This window comes from Candidatus Paracaedibacteraceae bacterium, assembly GCA_019636055.1.
GTDB lineage: Bacteria > Pseudomonadota > Alphaproteobacteria > Paracaedibacterales > Paracaedibacteraceae > Paracaedibacter.
In genome coordinates this window covers 302,367-323,688 of the sequence record JAHBYH010000003.1, presented here as the reverse complement: position 1 = coordinate 323,688, position 21,322 = coordinate 302,367, and the positions used below count along the sequence as shown (strand labels likewise).

18 protein-coding genes are annotated in these 21,322 nt (G+C 41.1%); 12 read left to right on the top strand and 6 right to left on the bottom strand.

Features of this window, described 5'->3' with window-relative positions; genetic code table 11:
- Positions 1–40 precede the first annotated feature (40 nt).
- Together KF820_07190 and KF820_07185 are read left to right on the top strand one after the other, a co-directional pair.
- Entirely contained in the window at positions 41–331 is a 291-nt protein-coding gene (locus KF820_07190; protein ID MBX3458123.1) for a 4a-hydroxytetrahydrobiopterin dehydratase, read from the top strand.
- A complete protein-coding gene (locus KF820_07185; GenBank protein MBX3458122.1) occupies positions 328–801 on the top strand; it encodes a hypothetical protein in 474 nt (157 codons plus the stop codon). Before KF820_07190 ends, KF820_07185 begins: the two co-directional genes overlap by 4 nt.
- Here KF820_07185 and KF820_07180 read toward each other — a convergent pair.
- Positions 798–2,372: a L,D-transpeptidase family protein gene (locus KF820_07180; protein MBX3458121.1), complete on the bottom strand. Its 1,575-nt coding sequence runs from the start codon at positions 2,370–2,372 to the stop codon at positions 798–800. The genes KF820_07185 and KF820_07180 overlap by 4 nt on opposite strands.
- Positions 2,373–2,459: 87 nt before the next feature.
- Positions 2,460–3,506, bottom strand: coding sequence for an anhydro-N-acetylmuramic acid kinase (locus KF820_07175; protein MBX3458120.1), 1,047 nt, complete (start codon positions 3,504–3,506; stop codon positions 2,460–2,462).
- A 61-nt stretch (positions 3,507–3,567) separates the two neighbouring features.
- On the opposite strand from KF820_07175, the gene KF820_07170 reads away from it, so the two are divergent.
- Complete coding sequence (locus KF820_07170; protein MBX3458119.1) at positions 3,568–4,815, top strand: tyrosine--tRNA ligase; 1,248 nt, start codon at positions 3,568–3,570, stop codon at positions 4,813–4,815.
- Here the strand turns inward: KF820_07170 and KF820_07165 are convergent.
- Entirely contained in the window at positions 4,712–6,031 is a 1,320-nt protein-coding gene (locus KF820_07165; protein ID MBX3458118.1) for a hypothetical protein, read from the bottom strand. The two genes, KF820_07170 and KF820_07165, sit on opposite strands and share 104 nt — an antisense overlap.
- Positions 6,032–6,275: 244 nt before the next feature.
- On the opposite strand from KF820_07165, the gene rnr reads away from it, so the two are divergent.
- The 3 genes from rnr to KF820_07150 all read left to right on the top strand — a co-directional run bounded on the left by rnr (position 6,276) and on the right by KF820_07150 (position 10,899).
- Positions 6,276–8,504 carry a ribonuclease R gene (rnr, locus tag KF820_07160; GenBank protein MBX3458117.1) on the top strand — a complete coding sequence of 743 codons (2,229 nt, stop codon included), beginning with the start codon at positions 6,276–6,278 and terminating at the stop codon, positions 8,502–8,504.
- A gap of 66 nt (positions 8,505–8,570) precedes the next feature.
- Positions 8,571–10,388 carry a DNA mismatch repair endonuclease MutL gene (gene mutL, locus KF820_07155; protein ID MBX3458116.1) on the top strand — a complete coding sequence of 606 codons (1,818 nt, stop codon included), beginning with the start codon at positions 8,571–8,573 and terminating at the stop codon, positions 10,386–10,388.
- Positions 10,375–10,899, top strand: coding sequence for a demethoxyubiquinone hydroxylase family protein (locus tag KF820_07150; protein ID MBX3458115.1), 525 nt, complete (start codon positions 10,375–10,377; stop codon positions 10,897–10,899). The genes mutL and KF820_07150 overlap by 14 nt, the downstream gene beginning before the upstream one ends.
- 13 nt (positions 10,900–10,912) lie before the next feature.
- Here KF820_07150 and KF820_07145 read toward each other — a convergent pair whose 3' ends face one another.
- Complete coding sequence (locus KF820_07145) at positions 10,913–13,351, bottom strand: PAS-domain containing protein (GenBank protein ID MBX3458114.1); 2,439 nt, start codon at positions 13,349–13,351, stop codon at positions 10,913–10,915.
- A 418-nt stretch (positions 13,352–13,769) separates the two neighbouring features.
- Between KF820_07145 and KF820_07140 the strand changes: the two genes are divergently transcribed.
- A complete protein-coding gene (locus KF820_07140; GenBank protein ID MBX3458113.1) occupies positions 13,770–15,356 on the top strand; it encodes a long-chain fatty acid--CoA ligase in 1,587 nt (528 codons plus the stop codon).
- Positions 15,357–15,909: 553 nt separating this feature from the next.
- Here KF820_07140 and rpsI read toward each other — a convergent pair.
- The gene (gene rpsI, locus KF820_07135; GenBank protein ID MBX3458112.1) at positions 15,910–16,404 is read right to left on the bottom strand and encodes a 30S ribosomal protein S9; all 495 of its coding nucleotides are present in this window, start codon (positions 16,402–16,404) and stop codon (positions 15,910–15,912) included.
- Between the two features lie 2 nt (positions 16,405–16,406).
- The gene (gene rplM, locus KF820_07130; protein ID MBX3458111.1) at positions 16,407–16,871 is read right to left on the bottom strand and encodes a 50S ribosomal protein L13; all 465 of its coding nucleotides are present in this window, start codon (positions 16,869–16,871) and stop codon (positions 16,407–16,409) included.
- A 287-nt stretch (positions 16,872–17,158) separates the two neighbouring features.
- On the opposite strand from rplM, the gene KF820_07125 reads away from it, so the two are divergent.
- The 5 genes from KF820_07125 to KF820_07105 are packed head-to-tail and all read left to right on the top strand — an operon-like array spanning position 17,159 to position 20,990.
- Complete coding sequence (locus KF820_07125; protein ID MBX3458110.1) at positions 17,159–18,511, top strand: MFS transporter; 1,353 nt, start codon at positions 17,159–17,161, stop codon at positions 18,509–18,511.
- A 57-nt stretch (positions 18,512–18,568) separates the two neighbouring features.
- Positions 18,569–19,180 carry a shikimate kinase gene (locus tag KF820_07120; GenBank protein ID MBX3458109.1) on the top strand — a complete coding sequence of 204 codons (612 nt, stop codon included), beginning with the start codon at positions 18,569–18,571 and terminating at the stop codon, positions 19,178–19,180.
- A 29-nt stretch (positions 19,181–19,209) separates the two neighbouring features.
- Complete coding sequence (locus tag KF820_07115; protein MBX3458108.1) at positions 19,210–20,310, top strand: DUF1849 family protein; 1,101 nt, start codon at positions 19,210–19,212, stop codon at positions 20,308–20,310.
- Positions 20,310–20,591 carry a ribbon-helix-helix domain-containing protein gene (locus tag KF820_07110; GenBank protein ID MBX3458107.1) on the top strand — a complete coding sequence of 94 codons (282 nt, stop codon included), beginning with the start codon at positions 20,310–20,312 and terminating at the stop codon, positions 20,589–20,591. The genes KF820_07115 and KF820_07110 overlap by 1 nt, the downstream gene beginning before the upstream one ends.
- A 12-nt stretch (positions 20,592–20,603) precedes the next feature.
- On the top strand, positions 20,604–20,990 hold the full coding sequence (locus tag KF820_07105; GenBank protein MBX3458106.1) for a hypothetical protein: 387 nt from the start codon (positions 20,604–20,606) through the stop codon (positions 20,988–20,990).
- Positions 20,991–21,322 lie beyond the last annotated feature (332 nt).

Sequence of the window (21,322 nt, the reverse complement as noted above, 5' to 3'; positions counted from 1 at the left end):
CTTGTACTTAAGGTTAAGTTTAGAGGACAAAGGTTAATAAATGGTCGATATTATTGAAAAAAACCGCTTGCCTGTTGAGCTTGAATCTCTAGATGGCTGGCTGCTGACAGATGATGGAATGGCAATTCGCAAAAAATTTAAATTTAAGAATTTTTCTGAGGCTTTCTCCTTTATGACTCGAGTTGCTTTACTGGCAGAGCAGCATAATCATCATCCGGAGTGGTTTAATGTCTATAATAGGGTAGATATAACGTTGACGACCCATGACGCCAATGGCGTTACAATTAAAGATTTAACATTAGCAAAATTGATCGAGGGATTATTACGATGAGACATTTCTTAAGTGTGTTATCTGCAACTGTTATTATGGCGAGTTGTACGCCTGATGCAGTGACATCTGCCGCATCTTTGTCTGTGGCAAAAGTGTGGTTACAAGAAGTCCAATTTAATGTTGCGCAAAACATGAATGAAAATGCACCTGTATCCGTTAAGGTAGTAATCGTTCATGATGCCGACCTATACAAAAAAATGGGCAAACTGACTGCAGCTCAATACTTTGATCAAGAAGCTAATCTCCAAGCCGATCATGCAGGACAATTTGAAGTCTTTAGCGCCGAGATTGTTCCGGGTCAAAAGAATGATCCTTTGCCGGTTGACCCTTCTGATGTTAATGCTGTTGGGATTTGGGTGTTTGGACGTTACGCATCGCCAGGGCCACATCGTCAGAAAATTGGTACAGATCGTATTGTTCAGTTAGAAATGCTGAAGAAAGACTTTAAGGTTAAGACAATTAAGCCTTAACCATAGCGGATGCGGCTGTAATTAGCCGCCTCTTCTGTTTTTGGGGTATCGCTTAATCCCAGAAGTTTGATAAGGTTGGGATCCATGTTATAGGCATCGGGGCTAAAGTGAGGGCGGCCGTCATCGGACATCCAGACGGTTTGATAGGTAAAGTAAACCGGTATATGTTTTTTTACATTAACGGTAATCGTTTTGCCAGAGTTAATTTCTCGTTGAATCTTATCCTCAGTCCAGCCATTTTCGTCTTGTAAAACCCAAGCAGCAATTTGATTTGGGTTTTGCATGCGGATACAACCTGAAGAGAAATTACGACGTGGCTTGTCAAAAAGTTTTTCGGTTGGTGTTCCGTGCAGATAAATTGTATATGGGTTATCGATATTTAGCTTAATCCGACCGAGTGCATTTTGAAATCCTGGTTTCTGGCGCAGATTAATGCTAGATCCAACACTTTCCCAGTCCACATGATACGGATCAAGCTTGCGACCGGAACTATCCGTGACGGTAAAGCCGGCCCGTTCAGCATAACTTGGGTCATCCATCAGTTTTGGCAGTTTGTCCCGAATTAGAATGCTTTTTGGCACACCCCATGATGGGTTAATAATAATGTTTTTGAGGGGGGCGTAGAATAGAGGGGTTTTTCGACCGACCTGTCCGACAATAGCGCGCATGCGAATGTCGATCTTATCGTTTTTCACGGCCCAAATTTCATATCCGCCAACGTTGACGATAATGTATTTATCTCCCATATCATCGGGGAACCAGCGTAAACGTTCCATGTTAATGATAATTTGATTGATGCGTTGTTGCAGTGTTGTGTTTAATTCTTTGGTTGTATCGGTACCAATGACACCATCGGCCGTAAGGTTGTTGTGCCGTTGGAAGTCAACAAGCGCATCAAAGGCTTCTTGATTATAAGTTTCGCTGTAGTCACTACCTTTATAGTATCCTTGAGCAGCAAGGATTTTTTTCAGTCCCGGGATATTTTTGTCTTTTTGTCCTCGCTTGACCTTGGTTTTTGCAATACGCGGTAATGTTCCCCAGTCGGCTTGCATTTTTCTAAATTGGGCTAATAGAACTTTGAGGTTCTGATAAGCCTCAACTTCAGGTGCCATTTTTGTGAGCGATACAAAATTGTTTGCCGGGTTTTTAAGGGCATTCGCCAAATATTCAGCAGGTTTTGTTTTTGGAGAGGTCAGCTTAATTGTACGGGCTGTATCTTTTGCAGGAATTCGTCCGACGCGGACGTCATCAATAAATTTTAAAAACGCATCGGTTAACTTAACTTCAGCATCTTTCCAGTCCGTTTTATAATCAACTTTCCAACCGTCTTTATAGTCAGACGGCTTTAATCCTTCTGTATCTGTTGTTTGTAGAATAGTCTTGGCTGTTTTTGCGGCAATGCTTTCCTCGCCCTTTGGGTACCAAACGGCAACATAATCATGGTTTTTATAAAATTCTTTGGTGTCGGATCTAAGATTCTTCTGTGACTCAATATATGATTTTAAGTCTTTTTCGTCAGCAAAAACATTAATTACCATTATTGCTATAAGAATTATGCTTTTAAAATTCATCCTGAACCTCTGAACTCATAACTATTTGCTTATAGGGTAGTCATAAATGTTTAAGATATAGTTTATAGCAACCATGAAAAATAAGCATCAAGAGGAATGTCCCGCCCCCCCCTCAAGGGGAGAGGTGATTTTCCCGCCACAGGTTGGTGCTGTGCATCCTGTCGTTGTGGGAAACGATGTTGGGAGTCCGCGCAATACACGTACAGCCAAATAAGCAAAGGCTTGAGCTTCGATCATGTCAGAATCTTTCAGGGTAATACAAGGCATCAAACCCGAAGCAATTGTTTGATTTTTTGCTCCGCCACCACACAGATAAACATATTTGGGTTTTTTAGGCAATCGTGAAAAACTATTGAGGATGCTCTGAATTGTAAGTTCAGTTAACGTGGCCACGGCTTCGCCACCGGAGAGGACATTTTTGAAAGATGAAAAATGATCACGATCTAGTGATTTTGGAAAGATTCTATCAAAGTATGGATCTCTTAACCATAAATCTAAGGCCGATTGATTGACTGGATTGGCGGCAGCTAACACCCCATTTTCATCATAGGGTTTAGCAAAATCCCGAACCATAACATCGTTAATCAGGGCATTTCCAGGCCCAATATCACCGGCAATTAATGTGTCATCATCGATGTAAGTTAGATTGGCGACGCCGCCGATGTTAATAACAACCGTTGGTTCGTGCAAGTTCTGAACTAATGCCTTATGGAAAATAGGAACAAGAGGTGCGCCTTGACCATCATTAAGGCAATCTTGAGTGCGAAAATCATAGACAACAGGAACGTTAACTTCATCAAATATTGTCTGCGCATTACCTATTTGCACGGTCTTTGGTGGAGCGTGGTAAATGGTTTGGCCATGATAACCAATTAATTCAACCTTATGCTTTGTTTCATATAAGAGTTCACGGATCGCCTGAATATGGAACTGCGTTGATTCCTGAATCAGGCTTGGGGAAGCAGTCTCTTTACCTAATACGGATCTAAGCCTGTCTTGAAAGTTGCTCGGGTATGGGATGTAAATACTTTCAGCTGTATCGTAAACGGTTATGCCATCAGTCAAAATAAGGGCTGCATCAACACCGTCTAACGATGTTCCGCTCATTAATCCCATTGCCCAGATTGGTTCCATTTGGCTTCCTAGTATATTTATGTTACAAAATGAATAAGATAAATTATTACAGCTTATACCTATGAAATCAGAATTCTTATCAATACTCAAGTCCCGCGGTTTTATTCATCAATCCACCGATATGGATGCCTTAGATAATCTTATGGCTAAGGAGTCAATCTCTGCCTATATTGGATTTGATGCGACGGCTAATAGTTTGCATGTGGGAAGTCTGGTGCAAATTATGATGTTGCGTTGGTTGCAAAAGTGTGGGCACAAACCCATTGTTTTGATGGGCGGGGGGACTTCAAAAGTAGGGGATCCGTCAGGCAAGGACGAAGCCCGCAGCCTGATTACAGAAGGTGCGATCAACGACAATATTGCCGGGATTAGTAAGGTGTTTGCCAAGTTTTTAATGTTTGGCGACGGGCAAACTGATGCTGTAATGGTTAATAATGATGACTGGCTAAAAGGGATAAACTATATCGCCTTCTTAAGGGATTATGGTCGTCATTTTTCCATCAACCGTATGCTGACTTTTGATAGCGTTAAGCTTCGTCTTGAACGGGAACAATCTTTGTCGTTCCTTGAGTTCAATTATATGATTTTGCAAGCCTATGATTTTATGGAACTTCAACGACGCTATAAATGCCGCCTACAAATGGGGGGCTCTGATCAATGGGGTAATATTGTTAATGGCATTGAATTGACGCGTCGTGTTGATGAAAAGGAAGTTTTTGGCCTAACGTCCCCACTTATTACAACAGCAAGCGGTGCTAAGATGGGCAAGACTGCTAATGGTGCCATATGGTTGAATGAAGATCGACTCCCAGCCTATGATTACTGGCAATTCTGGCGAAATACTGAGGATGCGGATGTGGGGCGTTATTTGCGCCTGTTTACTGAACTTGAACTTTCAGAGATTGAAAAGCTTGAAAAGTTAGAGGGTGCTGAGATTAATCATGCGAAAAAAGTTTTAGCAGATGCTGCGACAACTTTGGCGCATGGGGCGGATGTTCTACCGCAAATCCACGCAACGATTACGCAGCTTTTTGAGCAGGGCAGTGGCGGAGACTTGTCAAGCCTACCAACAATTGATGTGCCTGAAAGTGAGCTCGCAGCCGGGATCCCTGTGCTCGATGTCATGGTTCGCTTGAATTTAGCGACCTCAAAAGGAGAAGCCCGACGCTTGATCCAAGGCAATGGCGCCAAACTTAATGATCAGCCTATAACTGATCCAAATCTTGTAATTGACCATTCACACTTATCAGAGGGATCACTAAAGGTTTCTGCGGGGAAGAAGCGGCATGCTGTCTTGCGGCGCCAATAAAACCATCGTCATCTGGTTCATCTTCATCATCAGGCATAGGGGAATATTGATCCTGTGAGGGCAGGTTGTTATAGTCTTCGTCCTCAAGTTCCCCAAGGTTATCCATAACACTCTTTGTTCGTCTCAGGGTGCGTTGCCCCAAGGCTGTGCATGGTGGGTGAACCTTACAAAATTCAAGATACAATGCGGGAAAGAACTTGCTTTCTACATCGTCTTGTGTAAAATCCTCAACCTCAGCTTGATAATTCTCCCAAACGATATCAAAAAAGGGTCTTAGGGTATCCATAGTGCTGATTGTGTTATCTGTAAACAATATGGCACTCATAATTTTGCTGGAATAGTCAGAGTCAAAAGCAAAATCATAAAGGATTGCATATTTGGTATGTAAGGCATTTAAAGCTTGTTTTTTGTCTTTGTATGAGGAGAAGAGAGTTAAGTCATTTATCAAGATGTTAATGCAGAATTGGTTTATTGCTTCGTTCTTCTTAGTTAATTTACGTAAATAGATGTTGAAACCCTTGTTAGGATCAATAAGGATTACTTTGGGTTCATCCGTAAACCTAATAGTAGCTTCTGTTTCTTTGGTAACAGGTTTAGAAGATAGTTTTTCTTCTAGTTCAGCTACTTTTTCAAGAGTGACTTTGTCATAAGGAAATCTGTCAACATGGTATCGCTTTATTGATGTTTTGCTATCGTATGGGTTGGTGTTATAAACCATTATGCTCATATAATTCTGTAGAGATGTTAGGCAGATATCCAAAAGGCAAGCGCGTGACGATGTGCCTAAACGGAATGCTTGGTTTAATAATCGAGCCAGAGGGATATAGACATTTTGGATTGCTAGGGTTGATAGAATTGGGAAATATCCTTGACGATCAACGGTCGGCTGCTTGTTGTTTTGGGCCCACTGTAAAAGAATATGATATCGTAACTCATCTGAGACTTCTTTACCTATTTCATCAAGTACTGTGGCATTTTCCATAAAAGATATGTAATTTTCATGATGGCTAAGATCAGTTAGAAAGATGGAGAATTCATCAGGATCAGTAATTTCAAAGATCGACAAATCTAAACGGGATGACAGGTCTATTTCATCGTATCTATTAAATTTAGGGGACGCTTCCTTTAATAAGGATTCTTGATTTAAAACAGAATCATCAACAGGAACATCAGACCCAAATAGCATTGAAATTAGGTAAAAAATCTTAACAAGCATAGAAAACTCCTAAAAAAATAAGATGATGTCTTGCGTTCAGAATTTCAAGAGAAAAATCCTTATTCATTGTTGTTCTGGTAATAGCGTGTTACTCTGTAGATAACGTGAATTTGCTCTAAAAACATAAAAAGTGTCATATTAAGCTTGTTAATATGCTTTGCAAATGTTGGAATCTCGCATATCTCTCCTTATGAGAGAGGTGCTTCTTACGTCGAATTCAGGTTAAGGATAAAAGGAATCGGTTATGCACAAAGATAGTACACGAGATCAGCTTAAAGACTGGGTTGTTAACCTTATTAACAACAGTGACCATCCCCTGTCAAAAAATGAAATAGCCAAACAATTAAAGCTTAAAGGCGCTGATCGTATGGCTTTAAAGGAGATTCTTAAGGACCTTCAAGGCGAAGGAAATTTGATTAAAGGGCGTCGTCGTAAGCTTGTGAGTGCATCGAATCAAAAACTGGGCAAGGGGCTCATGTCAGCAGAGATTGTGGATGTGGATGAAGATGGCTGCTTGCTCGCGGCACCTCTTGATTGGCCAAAAGGAGAAGATATCCCCGTGTTACGCATTGTTGATATGCGAAAGTCACATATGCAAGGTGCAACGGCTCTTGGTTTAACCTCGCGAATTGTTGTCAGAGTGGTCAAAAAACTGGATCATGAGTGGCATGTTAGCGTTGTTAAGCGTTTGATGAAGGACCCTAAAAAGCATTTGGGGATTTTTCAACCTAACCGCCGCGGTGGTCATATATCATCAATCAACCGTAAAGACACTTTTACCGGTGTCCATGTAAATGCTGAGGATGCTGAAGGTTTAGAAGCAGGCGATATTGTTCAATACACGGTTGACCATGGCAACCATTTTCAGTTTATCAAAGTGCTGGGCAAATTTGATGAACCGCGAATGTTTTCTGAAATTGCAATCCATAACCACGGGATACCGGCACATTTTTCGCCCGAGGCGATTCATATAGCAGAGAAGGGGCGCATCCCAGCTTTGGGCGCACGTACGGATTTTCGCGATATCCCCTTGGTGACAATTGACGGTGAAGATGCCCGAGACTTTGATGATGCGGTTTGGGCGGAACCTGATGTGGATGAGCGAAACAAAGGCGGATGGCGGGCTCTTGTGGCCATTGCTGATGTTTCCTATTATGTTCGTCCGGGTTCTGAATTGGATCGGGAAGCCAAGGAACGTGGCAACAGCGTATATTTCCCGGATCGCGTTGTGCCAATGTTGCCAGAAGCGTTGTCAAATGACATGTGTTCTTTGCGACCCAATGAAGATCGTGCTTGTATGGCTATTGAGATGATTATCACAAGCCATGGTAAGATTAAGTCCTATCGAGTAAAACGGGGGTTAATGCGATCGGTTGCACGTTTGACATACACTCAGGTACAGGCAGCTATTGATGGTAATCCTGACAAAATAACGGGACCGTTGCTCGAGTCTGTGATTACCCCTTTGCACGGTGTCTATAAAAGCTTGTTAAAAGCCCGCAATCAACGAGGAACCTTGGATCTTGATATGCCCGAACGCCAGATTGTGTTTGATGCAAAAGGACGCATGATCGACATAAAATTGCGTGAACGGTACGATGCGCATAAATTAATTGAAGAATTAATGATCGCAGCCAACGTTTGTGCAGCTAAAACACTCATCGCTAAGAACTGGCCGTGTATGTTCCGTGTCCACGATAAGCCGGATCCCGTTCGTGTGGCTAATCTCCGTCAGTTCCTTAAACAATATAAGTTGCAATTAACAAAATCGGCAGCACCAACTCCAGCTCAATATAATGATATTTTGCATCAGATAGAAGGGCGTCCATATTCACGTACCGTCAGTGAACTTGTTCTAAGATCTATGGCGCAAGCGCAATATAGCCCGAATAATGTCGGTCACTTTGGACTGAGTTTAGGGCAATATGCCCACTTTACCTCACCCATTCGTCGTTATTCAGACCTAATTGTTCATCGCAGTCTGATTGCGGCTCTGGATCTTGGGGACGGCGGCTATGATAAACGCCCAGATGATCTTGAGGGAATCGGTCAGCATTTGTCTGAGACAGAACGACGTGCGGCGACGGCAGAACGTGAAGTAACAGATCGCTACACCATTGCCTATGTCTCAAGCAAGGTTGGCCAAGATTTTGATGTGGCTATTGTTGGTGTTAACCGTCACGGATTGTTTGTGGAAATTGAATCATCCGGTGCCGAAGGCTTTGTCCCTATGCGGACACTCAATTGGGATTATTTTACCTTTGACGAAGCAAACCATCGACTTGTGGGGCGCCGTACCAAAGCATCTTATCAATTGGGTCAAAAGGTTCGCGCTCAACTGGTTGATGCAGAGGTTCAGACAAATAGCTTGAGCTTTAACTTGATCCCAGATGTTCCGTTTAAAAAGGAAAAAGGCGGCGATCGTAAGTCTGCCGCTAAGGATAAACGTAAGAAAGTAAAATTTAAAAAGTGACCTGCATTAACGCCCCTTCCCTTGAGGGAGATATGTTGCGAGGAGCGGTAGAAATTAAGGAATGTCATGGTAGTCAGATTTTTAGATCAAACATTAATCAATCAAATCGCAGCGGGTGAGGTCATTGAACGCCCAGCCTCAGCCATAAAAGAGTTGGTAGAGAATGCTATTGACGCGGGAGCAACTCGCATTGATGTAGTGGTACGTGATGGTGGAAAGACTTTGATTTCCGTTACTGATAATGGCGGGGGAATGAGCCCTGATGACTTAGCTTTATCAGTTGAACGTCATGCGACTTCTAAAATTCCGGATGGGGACTTATTTAATATCCGAACTCTTGGTTTTCGTGGAGAAGCCTTGCCATCCATTGGGTCGGTTAGCCGCCTGACAATTACGTCCCGTCCCCAAGATGGTGATGCTTGGAAAATTGTTGTCGAGGGCGGGCAGACAAATCCTGTTGAACCGTCATCCGGTAGTCACGGCACCAAAGTTGAGGTTCGTGACTTGTTTTATGCGACACCGGCTCGGCTTAAGTTTTTAAAAACCGCCACAAGTGAGTTGAATCATATTACCGATATCATTTATCGTCAAGCCTTGGCGAATCCTCAGGTGGATTTTACGCTGCGTCATGATGATAAAACAGTTATTAACTTCACGATGGGGGTTGATCGTCTCAATGCGATTCTGGGTAAAGATTTTAAGGATAACTCCCTTGACGTTAACTTTGCCCGTGAAGAATCAAAACTAACCGGATGGGTTAGTATTCCAACCTATAACCGCAGCAATTCCACCGATCAATATTTATTCGTAAACGGTCGGCCTGTTAAGGATAAGTTGTTTTCAACAGCCTTGAAAATTGCCTATCAGGATGTGCTGGCTGGTAATCGATTTCCGTGTACTTGTTTATTCTTGGATTGTGATCCGGAAGATGTGGATATTAATGTTCATCCCGCCAAAGCTGAAGTGCGTTTCCGTGATCCTAACTTGATGCGCGGATTTATTATTGCAGCCGTTCGTGATGCGCTAAATTCTATGGCAAACCGCACATCCACACACTTGGGTGACAAGGCTATTATGGCTTTTGGTCGGCCTGTTGATCCTGTGGTTCGAGCATTTCCGCGTACTTTTACGCCAACTGACGTGCCTGCCCCTATTATACAAGCTCAACAACCTCGTTTGAGTATGCCAACACGGTCGTCTTATGCCCCGCTTTCAGAGTATAAACCGTCCTATGTTCCACCAACTCCGTCACAGATGGCATCGGTGATGCAAATGGTCCATGCTCAAGAAGAAATCCGTGAAGACCATCCACTGGGATATGCTAAGGCCCAAATCCATGAGACGTATATTGTAGCACAATCATCAGATGCCTTGATCTTGGTTGATCAGCATGCCGCCCATGAGCGATTAGTTTACGAGCGGATGAAAGCCGATTTGGCCAGTGGTATTGTTAAGCCTCAGGCATTATTGATACCGACAATCATTGAAATGACTCAAGCACAACATAACGCGATAGAAACTGTTTTGCCCTCTCTCACTCAATACGGTTTTAATGTTGAATCCTTTGGCGATCAAGCCGTTGTGGTTCGAGAAGTGCCGTCTTTGCTGATTAAGTGTAATATTAAGCAATTGATGGTAGACTTGGCGACTGAAATCATTGAGCGTGAGACAACAACGACGATTGAAGCTGCGCTGCATGATATTTTGGCGGATAAGGCTTGTAAGAATAGCATTAGGGCAGGGCGCAAACTAAATATTGAGGAAATGAACGCTTTGTTGCGTGATATGGAGAAAACCCCATCATCCAATCAATGCAATCATGGGCGCCCGACTTTCATAAAACTGAGTAAAGCTGACATGGAGAAGTTATTTGAACGCGCCTAAACTATCTAAACAGGTCGAATCGATGATCCGTGTTGATCAGGCCGGTGAATACGGAGCAACGCGGATCTATGCAGGGCAGCTGGCCGTTCTGGGGAATTCATCCATTGGCGATACGCTGCGTCACATGCTAAATCAAGAAGAAGTTCACCTGAAGACATTTAATGACATGTGTGTTGAACGCGGTGTCCAGCCAACCCTAATGCAACCGCTGTGGCACATTGGTGGCTTTGCCATGGGTGCTGTCACAGCCCTCATGGGGGAAAAGGCAGCGCATGCCTGTACCATAGCCGTCGAAGAAGTTATCGCAGATCATTATCAAGATCAGTTGACCAAATTAGATGAGTCCGAAGCTGAGTTAAAATCCATTGTTCACCAATTCCGCGAAGAAGAACTGGAGCACAAAGATCATGCCGAACAAGAGGGCGGACGCGATGCCCCGCTGTATGAGAGCATAACCTCTGTCGTTAAGGGCATAACACGCGCCGCTATTTGGGTGTCGGAAAAGATCTGATAGGAGTTTAGGTTTAAATCAACTGACTTGGCGCATCAGACACAGCAGCAGTCCCCAAATTTAATTCAGCCATTTTGGGTTCTTCTAAAAGGGGGATTTTACAGGTCACGGTTGTGCCCTTACTACTTTCTGATTCAATGTGAACTGTGCCCCCGTGAAGCCCTATAAAGCTTTTTACTAAGGGCAAACCAATTCCGGGACCTTTTAGTCGGTTTCTCTTTGATTCAAAAAGCTCTTGAATTTCCTGTTGTTGATCCTGCGATATGCCAACTCCGTTATCATGAACGGTAAAGATTAGGTTGTCCCCATCTTCGTCAACCTCAGTATCTGCGATAATTTCAATCAAACCACCAGATGGCGTATATTTAATTGCATTCATAAGGAGGTTAAAAATAGATTGTTTTAGACGTCGCTCATCAGCGAGGAATCTTTTTATTTTTGTATTATTGCGATAAACAACTTCTAATCCATGGTCATTAGAACGATTAAAAATCAATGCGATTAGACTGTCGAGGAATGGGTTAAGTTCAACCGGATGAATTTTTAATGTTAGTTGGCCGGCTTCGACGCTAGCGAAGTCAATGATATCGTTAATTAATGATAGTAATCGTTGTGATGAATCATTAATCCCTTCGCAGTAATCGATCTGTCGCTCATTCAGAGATCCAAAATATTGCTGTAACATAATTTCGGTAAATCCGATGATTGTGTTTAATGGGGCGCGCAGTTCATACGAGACATGGGAAATAAAGTCAGACTTAAATTTGTCAGCTTGTTCAAGAGCTTGGTTACGTTCTTTTAATGCTTCTTCAAAACGCCAGCGATCTGAAACATCAACAAACCCTAGCAGATGAGAACCATCTGGCAATGGAACATAGGATACTTGGATAACAGAATTGTCCGCTAAAATGACACGTTCTATTTGAGGTTGGCGTTTATTAAATAACTCCAAAGCCTTTTGGCGGAAACTATCCCATTGTGTATAACCATTGAAACGGTGACGGATCTCGTATAGGATTTCACCAGCATGTCGTTCAGGGGCTAACTCAATGTCTTCAATCTGCCAGATACTTGCTGCAGCTGAGTTTGATAATCTTAATCGATTGTCGCTTCCTAAGACAATAATGCCTTCATAAAGATGATCAAGGGTTTCTTTTTGAACAGCTATTAATGTATTGTAACGCCGTTCCATGGCAAGTTTGTCGGTCACGTCGTCAAATAGGAATAATAACCCACCCATTGGGTGAGGCGAGGTCATCATTCTTAGAATCTGACCATCAGGGAGATGCACCAATTCTTGGACTGGTGTTAATAGGGTATTAAATAGAGCCAGTTGCGAATTACGATAGGTAATAAAGTCAGATACCTCTGGCAATTTTCGCCGTTCACGCAAATCTTGTAGTATTTCATGAAATGTTGGTTTTGAATAAAGGAATTTTTCGTCAAAATCAAAAAGTTTTTCATAAGCCTTATTAAAGAATTCCAATCTTTTATCTGTGCCATAAACCACAATTGGTGTTGAAAGATTGTGAAGGATATCTTGGTGAGCGCTAACGTGTTTGGCGAGAATGGCATGAGCTTCTTCCTGATCGGTATAATCCATGGCATAGCCGATTGTTTTGTCAGAAAGAGGAATTTCACTAAGTTCAAGTAATCGCCTTTGTCCCTCAATCACAACATGAACTCGTTTAGATTGAGGTTGCTTTGTTAAAAGGGCTCGATTGGCTAAATTATAGGGACTTGAGGCGCGCGAGCGATCGATCAGCTCACGTTGATTTTCCAAAGCATCTGTGCTTGTTGTGTCTAGTACGCCACTGTAAACAAGATTACAATAGGATAGGTTCTTGTCACTGTTCCGCCCCCAAATTGCAATCGGAATGTTATCAAGGGCGTCTCGTAAAAAATTACGTTCCTCATAAAGTTCGGATACCTTGCTGTGCAGTCGATCTAAAAGAAAATCCTCGTCCGAGACATCAGAAAAAGCTAAGACACAGTATTGATCTTCTTTTTCTGTGAATGTGTATCCAACAACTTTTATCTTCGAGCGTGTTTCAACAAGGGTGAGTGTCAATTCAAAAGGATCGCTTGATTCTTTTAGAATTGATATTTGTTGATCCAACTTATAAGCATCATCTGCAACAAATTGATTGATAATATCTTGTATGGAAATTTTATTAACGGGGTCCAGCCCTAATAGTTCAATTAAGTTGTAAGAGCACTCAAAAGTACCGCCACTTTTGGGCCACCAACATCGAGACTCAACAGCACTGTCGATTAAGATTTTATAAAGGACATGCTTATCTTTCAGAAGGTAGACCCTAGTCCTTAGTTTTTGAATATACCTGAACATTGGAATTGCCGCGAGAAATATGCCTATGGCTATTCCCGCTAAAGCGATGAGAAGTGGCTCAATTTCATCTATACAAATCCAGTATAATAAGTTATCTATCATATGCGATCCCAATGATTTGTGCACAGTTTGCACATATCAATTTTCCTATCAAGGTGATCAAACAACTCAAAAGTTCGATCAAGTCACGGTTATTTTAAGAGTAACGCTTATCTTTTCTTATTTCATTAATTTTTTACACTTTTGAAATAAATTAGTGCTAAAGTGAATATATGATGTATTCCTATGGATGGTTCGTAAGATGACAAAAAAGAGTGATACTAGCAAAGATACTAAAAAAGCAAAAAATGTTACTGAGTCAGCATCAGAAAAACCTAAAACCAAAAAGGTAAGTAAAAAAGCTACCCCGGCTAAAAAAGCTGCTTCGGCTAAGAAAAAAGGCGAGTATTTGTGGACAAAATCTTACCCGGCCAGCATAAGTTGGGATATTAGTATTCCTGACAAACCCCTTTGGGACTTGATGGATGAGGCTGTAAAAAATGCGTCAGATCGTCCGTGTGTTGACTTCCTAGGTAAAAAGTTTACCTATGGGGAAGTTGGGCTATTGATCACTAAGATGGCACAAGGACTACAAAAAATTGGTGTCAAAAAGGGGACAAAAGTTGGCATTTTTATGCCAAACGCTGTGTACTATGTAATTTCTTATTTTGCAATTCTTAAGGCTGGTGGTGTTGTTGTTAATTATAATCCACTATATACAGATAAAGAAGTAACGCATCAAATTAATGATTCGCAAACTGAAATTATGGTAACACTTGATTTGGCATTTCTGTATGATAAACTCGTCCAGCTTATGGATAAAACTTCACTAAAAAAACTTATTGTTTGTTCTGTTGCAAAGAGTTTGCCATTCCCTAAAAATTATCTGTTTAAACTATTTAAGGCAAAAGACGTTGCAAGCGTAACCTATTCAGCGAAAATCTTGAGTTTTGAAGATTTAGTCTCGGGGGATGGTAACTATAAGCCAGTATCTGTTGCTCCAGCGAAAGACGTGGCTCTTCTCCAATATACTGGGGGGACAACAGGGGTTCCTAAGGGGGCGATGTTAACGCATAAAAATGTTTATGCAAATGCATTGCAGGCACAAACATGGTTTGAAAAAACACAGTACGGGCAAGAACGTTTTCTTGCTGGCTTGCCGCTCTTTCATGTTTATGCAATGACAGCAGTAATGACACTCGCTATTCGGAATGCTGCAGAGATGGTGATGATGTTCCCGCGCTTTAATGCGCAGGATGCTATGAAGATGATCCAAAAGCACAAGATCACTTTTTTTCCAGGCGTTCCGACAATGTATAATATGATATCAAGTCAATCTAACGTTTCCAAGATTGATATGACATCTTTAAAAGCGTGCCTATCCGGTGGTGCTGCTTTGCCGCAAAAAGTTAAAGAAGATTTCGAAGGGTTAACCGGATGCAAACTTGTCGAAGCTTATGGTTTAAGCGAAACTTCGCCTGCAGCCACATCAAATCCAATCTATGGCCTAAATAAAACAGGGTCAATTGGTTTGCCGTTTCCGGGAACAGAAATTGCCATATTATCTTTAGAAAATCCAAAGTTACAGTGTCCCGTTAATATTAATGGTCAAATAGCGATCAAGGGACCTCAAGTTATGTTAGGTTATTGGAATCGACCTGAAGATACAGCAAAAACATTCCAAGATGACTATTTCTTAACAGGTGACGTTGGTTATATGGATGAGGACGGTTACACTTTCTTAGTTGATCGTATTAAAGATCTTATTATCTGTAGCGGTTTTAATGTATACCCTCGTATGGTTGAAGAGGTTATTTATAAACATCTCGATGTTTCTGAAGTTACCGTAATTGGTGTACCAGATGAAAAACGAGGGGAAACGGTCAAGGCATTTGTTAAGTTAAAAGATGGGCGTAGCCTGACTGAGCAGCAATTGTTTGATTATCTTAAGGATAAGCTTTCTCCGATTGAAATGCCAAAATATATTGAATTTCGTGATGAACTCCCCAAGACGATGATTGGAAAATTATCTAAGAAAGAGCTAAAGGCTGAAGAAAGTCAGAAATAGCTAGCAAATACTTAGTGTTATTAAAGCACCCAGTTCGTATAGGAATAAGATTGTGTGCGACGCATTAGAGTATTTTCGGCGTATTTTTAAGGAGCTTTGCTTAGAACTATGCTCTTCTTTCTGTTCAATTAACCTGAGTTTCATATAAGACGGTCTATCAAGCAATAGAACCCGTCATTCCCGGCTAGAAATTCTGGGTTTTCAAAGAAAACCCTTAAGATTTTCTTGATCGCGGATCTAGGCAACCATAAAAAAACATAGATCTCCAATCAATCAAAGTTCGATTTTCTAACGAAACCCAAGCTTTGCTCGTCTGAGATGAAGAGTGTGTCTGATGTTTCTTATATCGAACTCACCTTAAATTAAAGAGTTTCTTTATTCATGCGTTTTTTTATGAGGTATGATCGTTTTTGGAATTGCTGGATTGGCAACACCTTTTTAAAGTTTGGAATATTGCTTCCTGTATTTTATTTGTAGCATTTCTTATCAATGCCTTAAGTGAATTATATAAAAAAGCCTCCCATAAGGGAGGCTGAGTTGTGTTCCAGCAAGCTTAACGCTTGGAGAATTGGAAACGACGACGAGCTTTTGCCAAACCGTATTTTTTACGTTCAACAACACGGCTGTCACGTGTTAAGAATCCGCCGGCTTTTAAGACGCCACGGAGTTCCGGTTCAAAGAATGTCAAGGCACGGCTGATACCGTGGCGCAATGCACCAGCTTGACCTGATAATCCACCACCTTTAATCGTGCACCATACATCGTATTGAGCTGTACGATTTGCAACACCAAATGGTTGTTGGATCAACATGCGCAATACCGGACGAGCAAAATATGTATCGAGTTCACGACCGTTGACGAGAATTTTACCTGTCCCTGGCTTTAGCCAAACGCGAGCAATCGCATTTTTACGCTTACCTGTTGCATAGGAACGACCTTTTGCATCAAGTTGTTGCTTGTATGTTACTTTTTCTTCTGTTGTTCCAGCAGGAGCTTGAACCGCAGATTTTAGATCTTCTAGACCGACTTTATCTGTAGTGCGTGCCATTATTAGATGCTCCTTACATTCTTACGGTTCATAGCTGCAATATCTAAAACCTCTGGGTTTTGTGCTGCGTGTGGGTGTTCAGAACCTGCGTATACACGCAAGTTGCTCATGATTTGGCGACCTAATGGACCGCGCGGAACCATACGTTCAACTGCTTTTTGAATAACGCGCTCTGGATGCTTACCGGTGATAATTTGACCGATTGTACGTTCTTTGATCCCGCCAGCATACCCTGTGTGCCAGAAGAATTTCTTTTGAGCAAGTTTGTCGCCTGTCAAGTGAACTTTTTCAGCGTTGATAATGATAACGTTATCACCACAGTCAACATGGGGTGTGTAAGATGCTTTGTGCTTACCGCGCAAACGGTTTGCAACCAAAGAAGCCAAACGACCAAGAACGAGATCTTGTGCGTCGATAAGAATCCATTTCTTTTTGACTTCACTTGGCTTAATAGACAATGTACGCATGACATTAAACCTTATTTATATAATTAAAACTGTACTCAATATCCCATACAGCCCGGTTTATGTCAAACAAAATAATGCGGTATTTTGGTACCTTGTAATTGTTAGCATATACATTTTATGTTTTGACAAAGTGTTATAAAACAAGGTTTTCTATTGGTGAAATAGTTTGAAATATTAAAAACGCTTGCCCATATTACAGTAAATTTGGTATTTGTTAAAAATACCGTTTAGGGAGTCTATGGATGGGACTTGACCTTTAATACAATAACGAACCTTTTAGGTGGTTTATGAAATATAACCAAGATGTCGCAGGAAATATTGATCCTGTTACTGTGTCAAATGGTGCAAAAACCTCTGGTAATTCAGAATTATATCGCTATTGGCAAGTCCGTATTCTTTATTCATTGACGTTTGGATATGCTGCATTTTATTTGGTGCGGCAAAACTTCAATTTTGCCTTACCTGTTCTTGTCGAAGAGTTCGGTTATACTCGTATGGAATTAGGGTATATCATGTCTCTGTGGCAAATTGTTTATGGGATCGGCAAGTTTGTCAATGGTTATTACAGTGATCGATCGAATGCCCGTCGATTTATGAGTATTGGTTTATTGTTATCATCCCTGACCTGTCTTTTGATGGGGTTTGGTACTGCATACTGGTATTTTGCCGTGGTTTGGGGAATTAGTGCCTGGGTACAATCCATGGGATGGCCACCTGTTGCCAAACTGTTACCGCGTTGGTTTGCGCCGACAGAGTTAGGTACTGTTTGGGGAATTGCAAATATTTCTCATCAAGTCGGTGGTGCTGTTATTGCTGCTTTGTCTGGGTTTATTATTCCCATGTATGGTTGGCAAAGCTTTTTCTTTTTGCCGGCTGCAGCATCGTTAATTATAGCTGTTTTTTTGTTTGAGCGCTTGCGCGATACGCCAAAATCATTGGGACTAAATTCAATCGAAGTTCATCGTGGTTTAGTAAAAACTGAAGCAGAGGTTGAGGACAATGATGATGGCAATGATATTACGCCGATGGAAGTTGTCAAAACCCTTGCTCGCAGTCGCAATCTCTGGTTTGTTTGCTTGGGTAATATGTTCCTCTATATTGTTCGCATGGGGGTATTGACATGGGCTCCAACATTCTTAAAAGAAAGTAAGGGAGCTGCCTTTGTGGCATCTGGGTTGCAAGTTATGGGATTTGACCTTGCCGGTATGATTGGTGGGATTACAGCCGGTTATCTTTCAGACAAGGTTTTTAAAGGACGTCGTGGACCTGTTAGCTTTTTCTTTATGATTGCTTTGGTTGGCGCCTTGATTTATTTTTGGACAGTTCCTGCCGGGCATGATTATTTGAACGCAATTGCGATGGTACTTGTCGGATTCTTTGTTTATGGGCCACAAGTTCTCGTTGGTGTTGCCGCAGCAGATTTTTCCACCAAAAAAACAGTCGGTATGGCTGTTGGTGTAACGGGTACTTTTGCTTATATTGGAAGCGCCCTTAGCGGCATTATTGTCGGCTGGTTGGCTGACAAATATGGCTGGAATGCAGGATTTATTTTCTTTATTGGTTCTGCTGTGTTATCCTGTGTTTGCTTTGCACTAACATGGACAGCACGTGCTGCTATATTAGACAAAAATAAAGTTTAATAAATTTTATGAAATTTGTTGGTTATTGTTAATTTATTTTGTTAAGATTGAACTACTATGAAACAAGAAGCACACGCATTTAATCTCGTGAATCCATCACAATTAAGCTTTAAAGCTCCGAAAACTATTGTCCTTGTTGGACTTATGGGAGCGGGAAAAACAAGTATTGGTCGTCGTTTGGCAAAGCGTCTTGATGTTGATTTTTTTGATTCTGATCACGAAGTTGAGGTTGCAGCAGGCTGTCCGATCAAAGAAATTTTTAATGTTTATGGAGAAGATGCGTTTCGTATTGGTGAATTTCGCGTAATCAATCGGTTACTTGATCAAGATACACATGTTTTAGCCACAGGTGGTGGTTCTTTTATGGAAGAAAACACCCGTAAAGTCATTAAGGAAAAAGCTATTTCTGTTTGGCTTAAGGCTGATCTTGATACTTTGGTTGCGCGTGTATCCCGAAGGACAGATCGTCCATTGCTTGAGGATGCCGAAGCTCATCATGATGTTCTTGCAGATCTCATTAATGAACGATATCCGGTCTATCAAGAGGCTGATGTGGTTGTTGATACATTTGATGAGCCGACAAATACAACAGTTGATCGTGTTATTGTCGCACTAGCAGAATACATTCGCGATCGTTTTCCAAAAGATTACGTTTTGAAATCGCTGTAAATTAATTTTGAGACACAATAGGGGTTTAAATGAAGTTCGTAAGTCGTGTTTTTTTATACGTGACTGTGTCTCATTCTGCGGTAATGGCTGATAATTCATCAACAGGTACTTTTTTTGATGGAATTAAAGGTTTTTTTTCCAAAAAAAATGTTGATGACAAACCAGATTCTAGTGTTGTTGCACCGGTTGCTGTAGCTGATGATTCATCATCGGTGGCTCCAAGCTTAGGTGTTTGGGGAACAATTAACAGGTTTTTCCAATCTAAGACTTCGGGTACTGCTGAAACAGTAAAAACGCAATCATCTACTTCTGTAAAAGCAATTGCAGGAGAGGTAGAGCCTATTCCAGCAGACAAAGTTTTCAAGGAAAATAATAAATCAGACGCGATCAAGATTGAGCATTCAACAGAAATTGCATCGCACAAAGCTAAATATACCATTTCGTTAGAAAAGAATTTCGGGGACGATGTCTCTGATGCTTCGGGTGAAATGGTTATTAACGTTTACGATGCGGGTGATGGTTTTGTTTTTGAACAAAACTCATCCCTAACCATTTATAATGGCGATGGGGAAGGAGAGCAAATTGTAACAAACTTAGTTACATGGCAAAACTATGACGGCTCTCGTTACCGCTTCACATCTCGTACAGTTAGAAACGGCGAAGAGGAAGAGCTTATCAAAGGTGAGGCCGTGAAAGATTTGTCAACCCATCAGACGCGTATTAAGTACACAAAACCAAATGAATCTGAGATTGCAACATCTTACGACACTGTTTTTCCATTGCATCACTTAATCAATGCTCTGAAAGAAGCAAAACAAGGCAAAGCTGCTGTATCCAATGTTGTGTTTGATGGGAGCAGTGAAACCCATGAGGCAGTATCTGTTGATACGATTTTAGGGGCTCCTAAGAAATCAGATTTGAAAATTAAATCCGATAAAGATATATCAACATCCTCTGTTTGGCCCATGCGTCTGGCCGTGTATGCCCCTGGTAGTAATGGTCCGGAACCCGATTACGAAATGGTGCAGAATGTCTTTGATAGTGGCGTAATTAAAGATATGACACTGGACTATGGTTCGTTCCAAGTCAAAGCAACACTAAGTGAAATTGACTTTTACGAAACTAAATAATGAGTGGTATTGTTAAAAAATCAGTTGATCTCTTTGGTCATCAAACTTCTGTGTCCATGGAGAAGGAATTCTGGGCAGCTTTGGATATAATTGCAAAGAAGGATAAGAAATCTATTCGCCAAATTATCCTTGACGTTGATACAAAACGATTGCAAGAAGGCTCGGTCTATAATCTTTCCGGTAGTTTGCGGGTACACATCTTGGAGTATATACTCTCTGAGTGCGGACCAGATGAGAAGAACTGGAATAGTTTTGAAAAAAAGTATGACACAATATTTTAGAAAGACTCTCTAATGAAAAAATTAAAATTACTTTTACCACTTATTCTTGTAGGATGCTCTTCATCAGTCAAAGACTCTGGATCCTTAAAGGAAAGGCCCAGTCGAATTGAAATGCTCAATGGAATGGCTAGGTTAAGTTTCCTTTTAAATGAAAAAAATACAATTAATGATTTTAAGGTAATGTTTAAAGACGATTTTGACAAGAAATCAAAGAAATTCAACCCGGAAACTAATTGTATAGAGTATAAAATCCATATTTATCCATCTTTGAAAAGGCAGACTGTCGTTGGATTTGATAAAAATGGTAACTATATTTACTTTATTGAAGTAGATCATCCCAAAATAGAAAAAAGAAATACTATTAACTGGGCCAAAGATTTCGAGAAAAAGTATAAATAATTGTTGTTTCAGGTGAGGCTAGAAGCTTGTTAGATTGCTGGACGTGTTACGATGCAACAAGCTTACTTATATAGAGTTGCTATAGAGGTCCTTAATAATCATTAAAGATTTTTTTGCTTAATATACTTCTATGGGTTGTCAATAGTAATATGGCAGCTCATTATATGAAGAAATATATACTGGCGGTCTTGGGTCAGGGTTCAAGTTACGAATCATTTAAAACACTCACAAGAAAATTGATTTCAGATTGTTGTTTATCAGATTCTGATCAGTGTAGGGTTTATCCTGTTAAGGGAAATGCTATTGATATTATCCACCCTGTTAGTCAAACA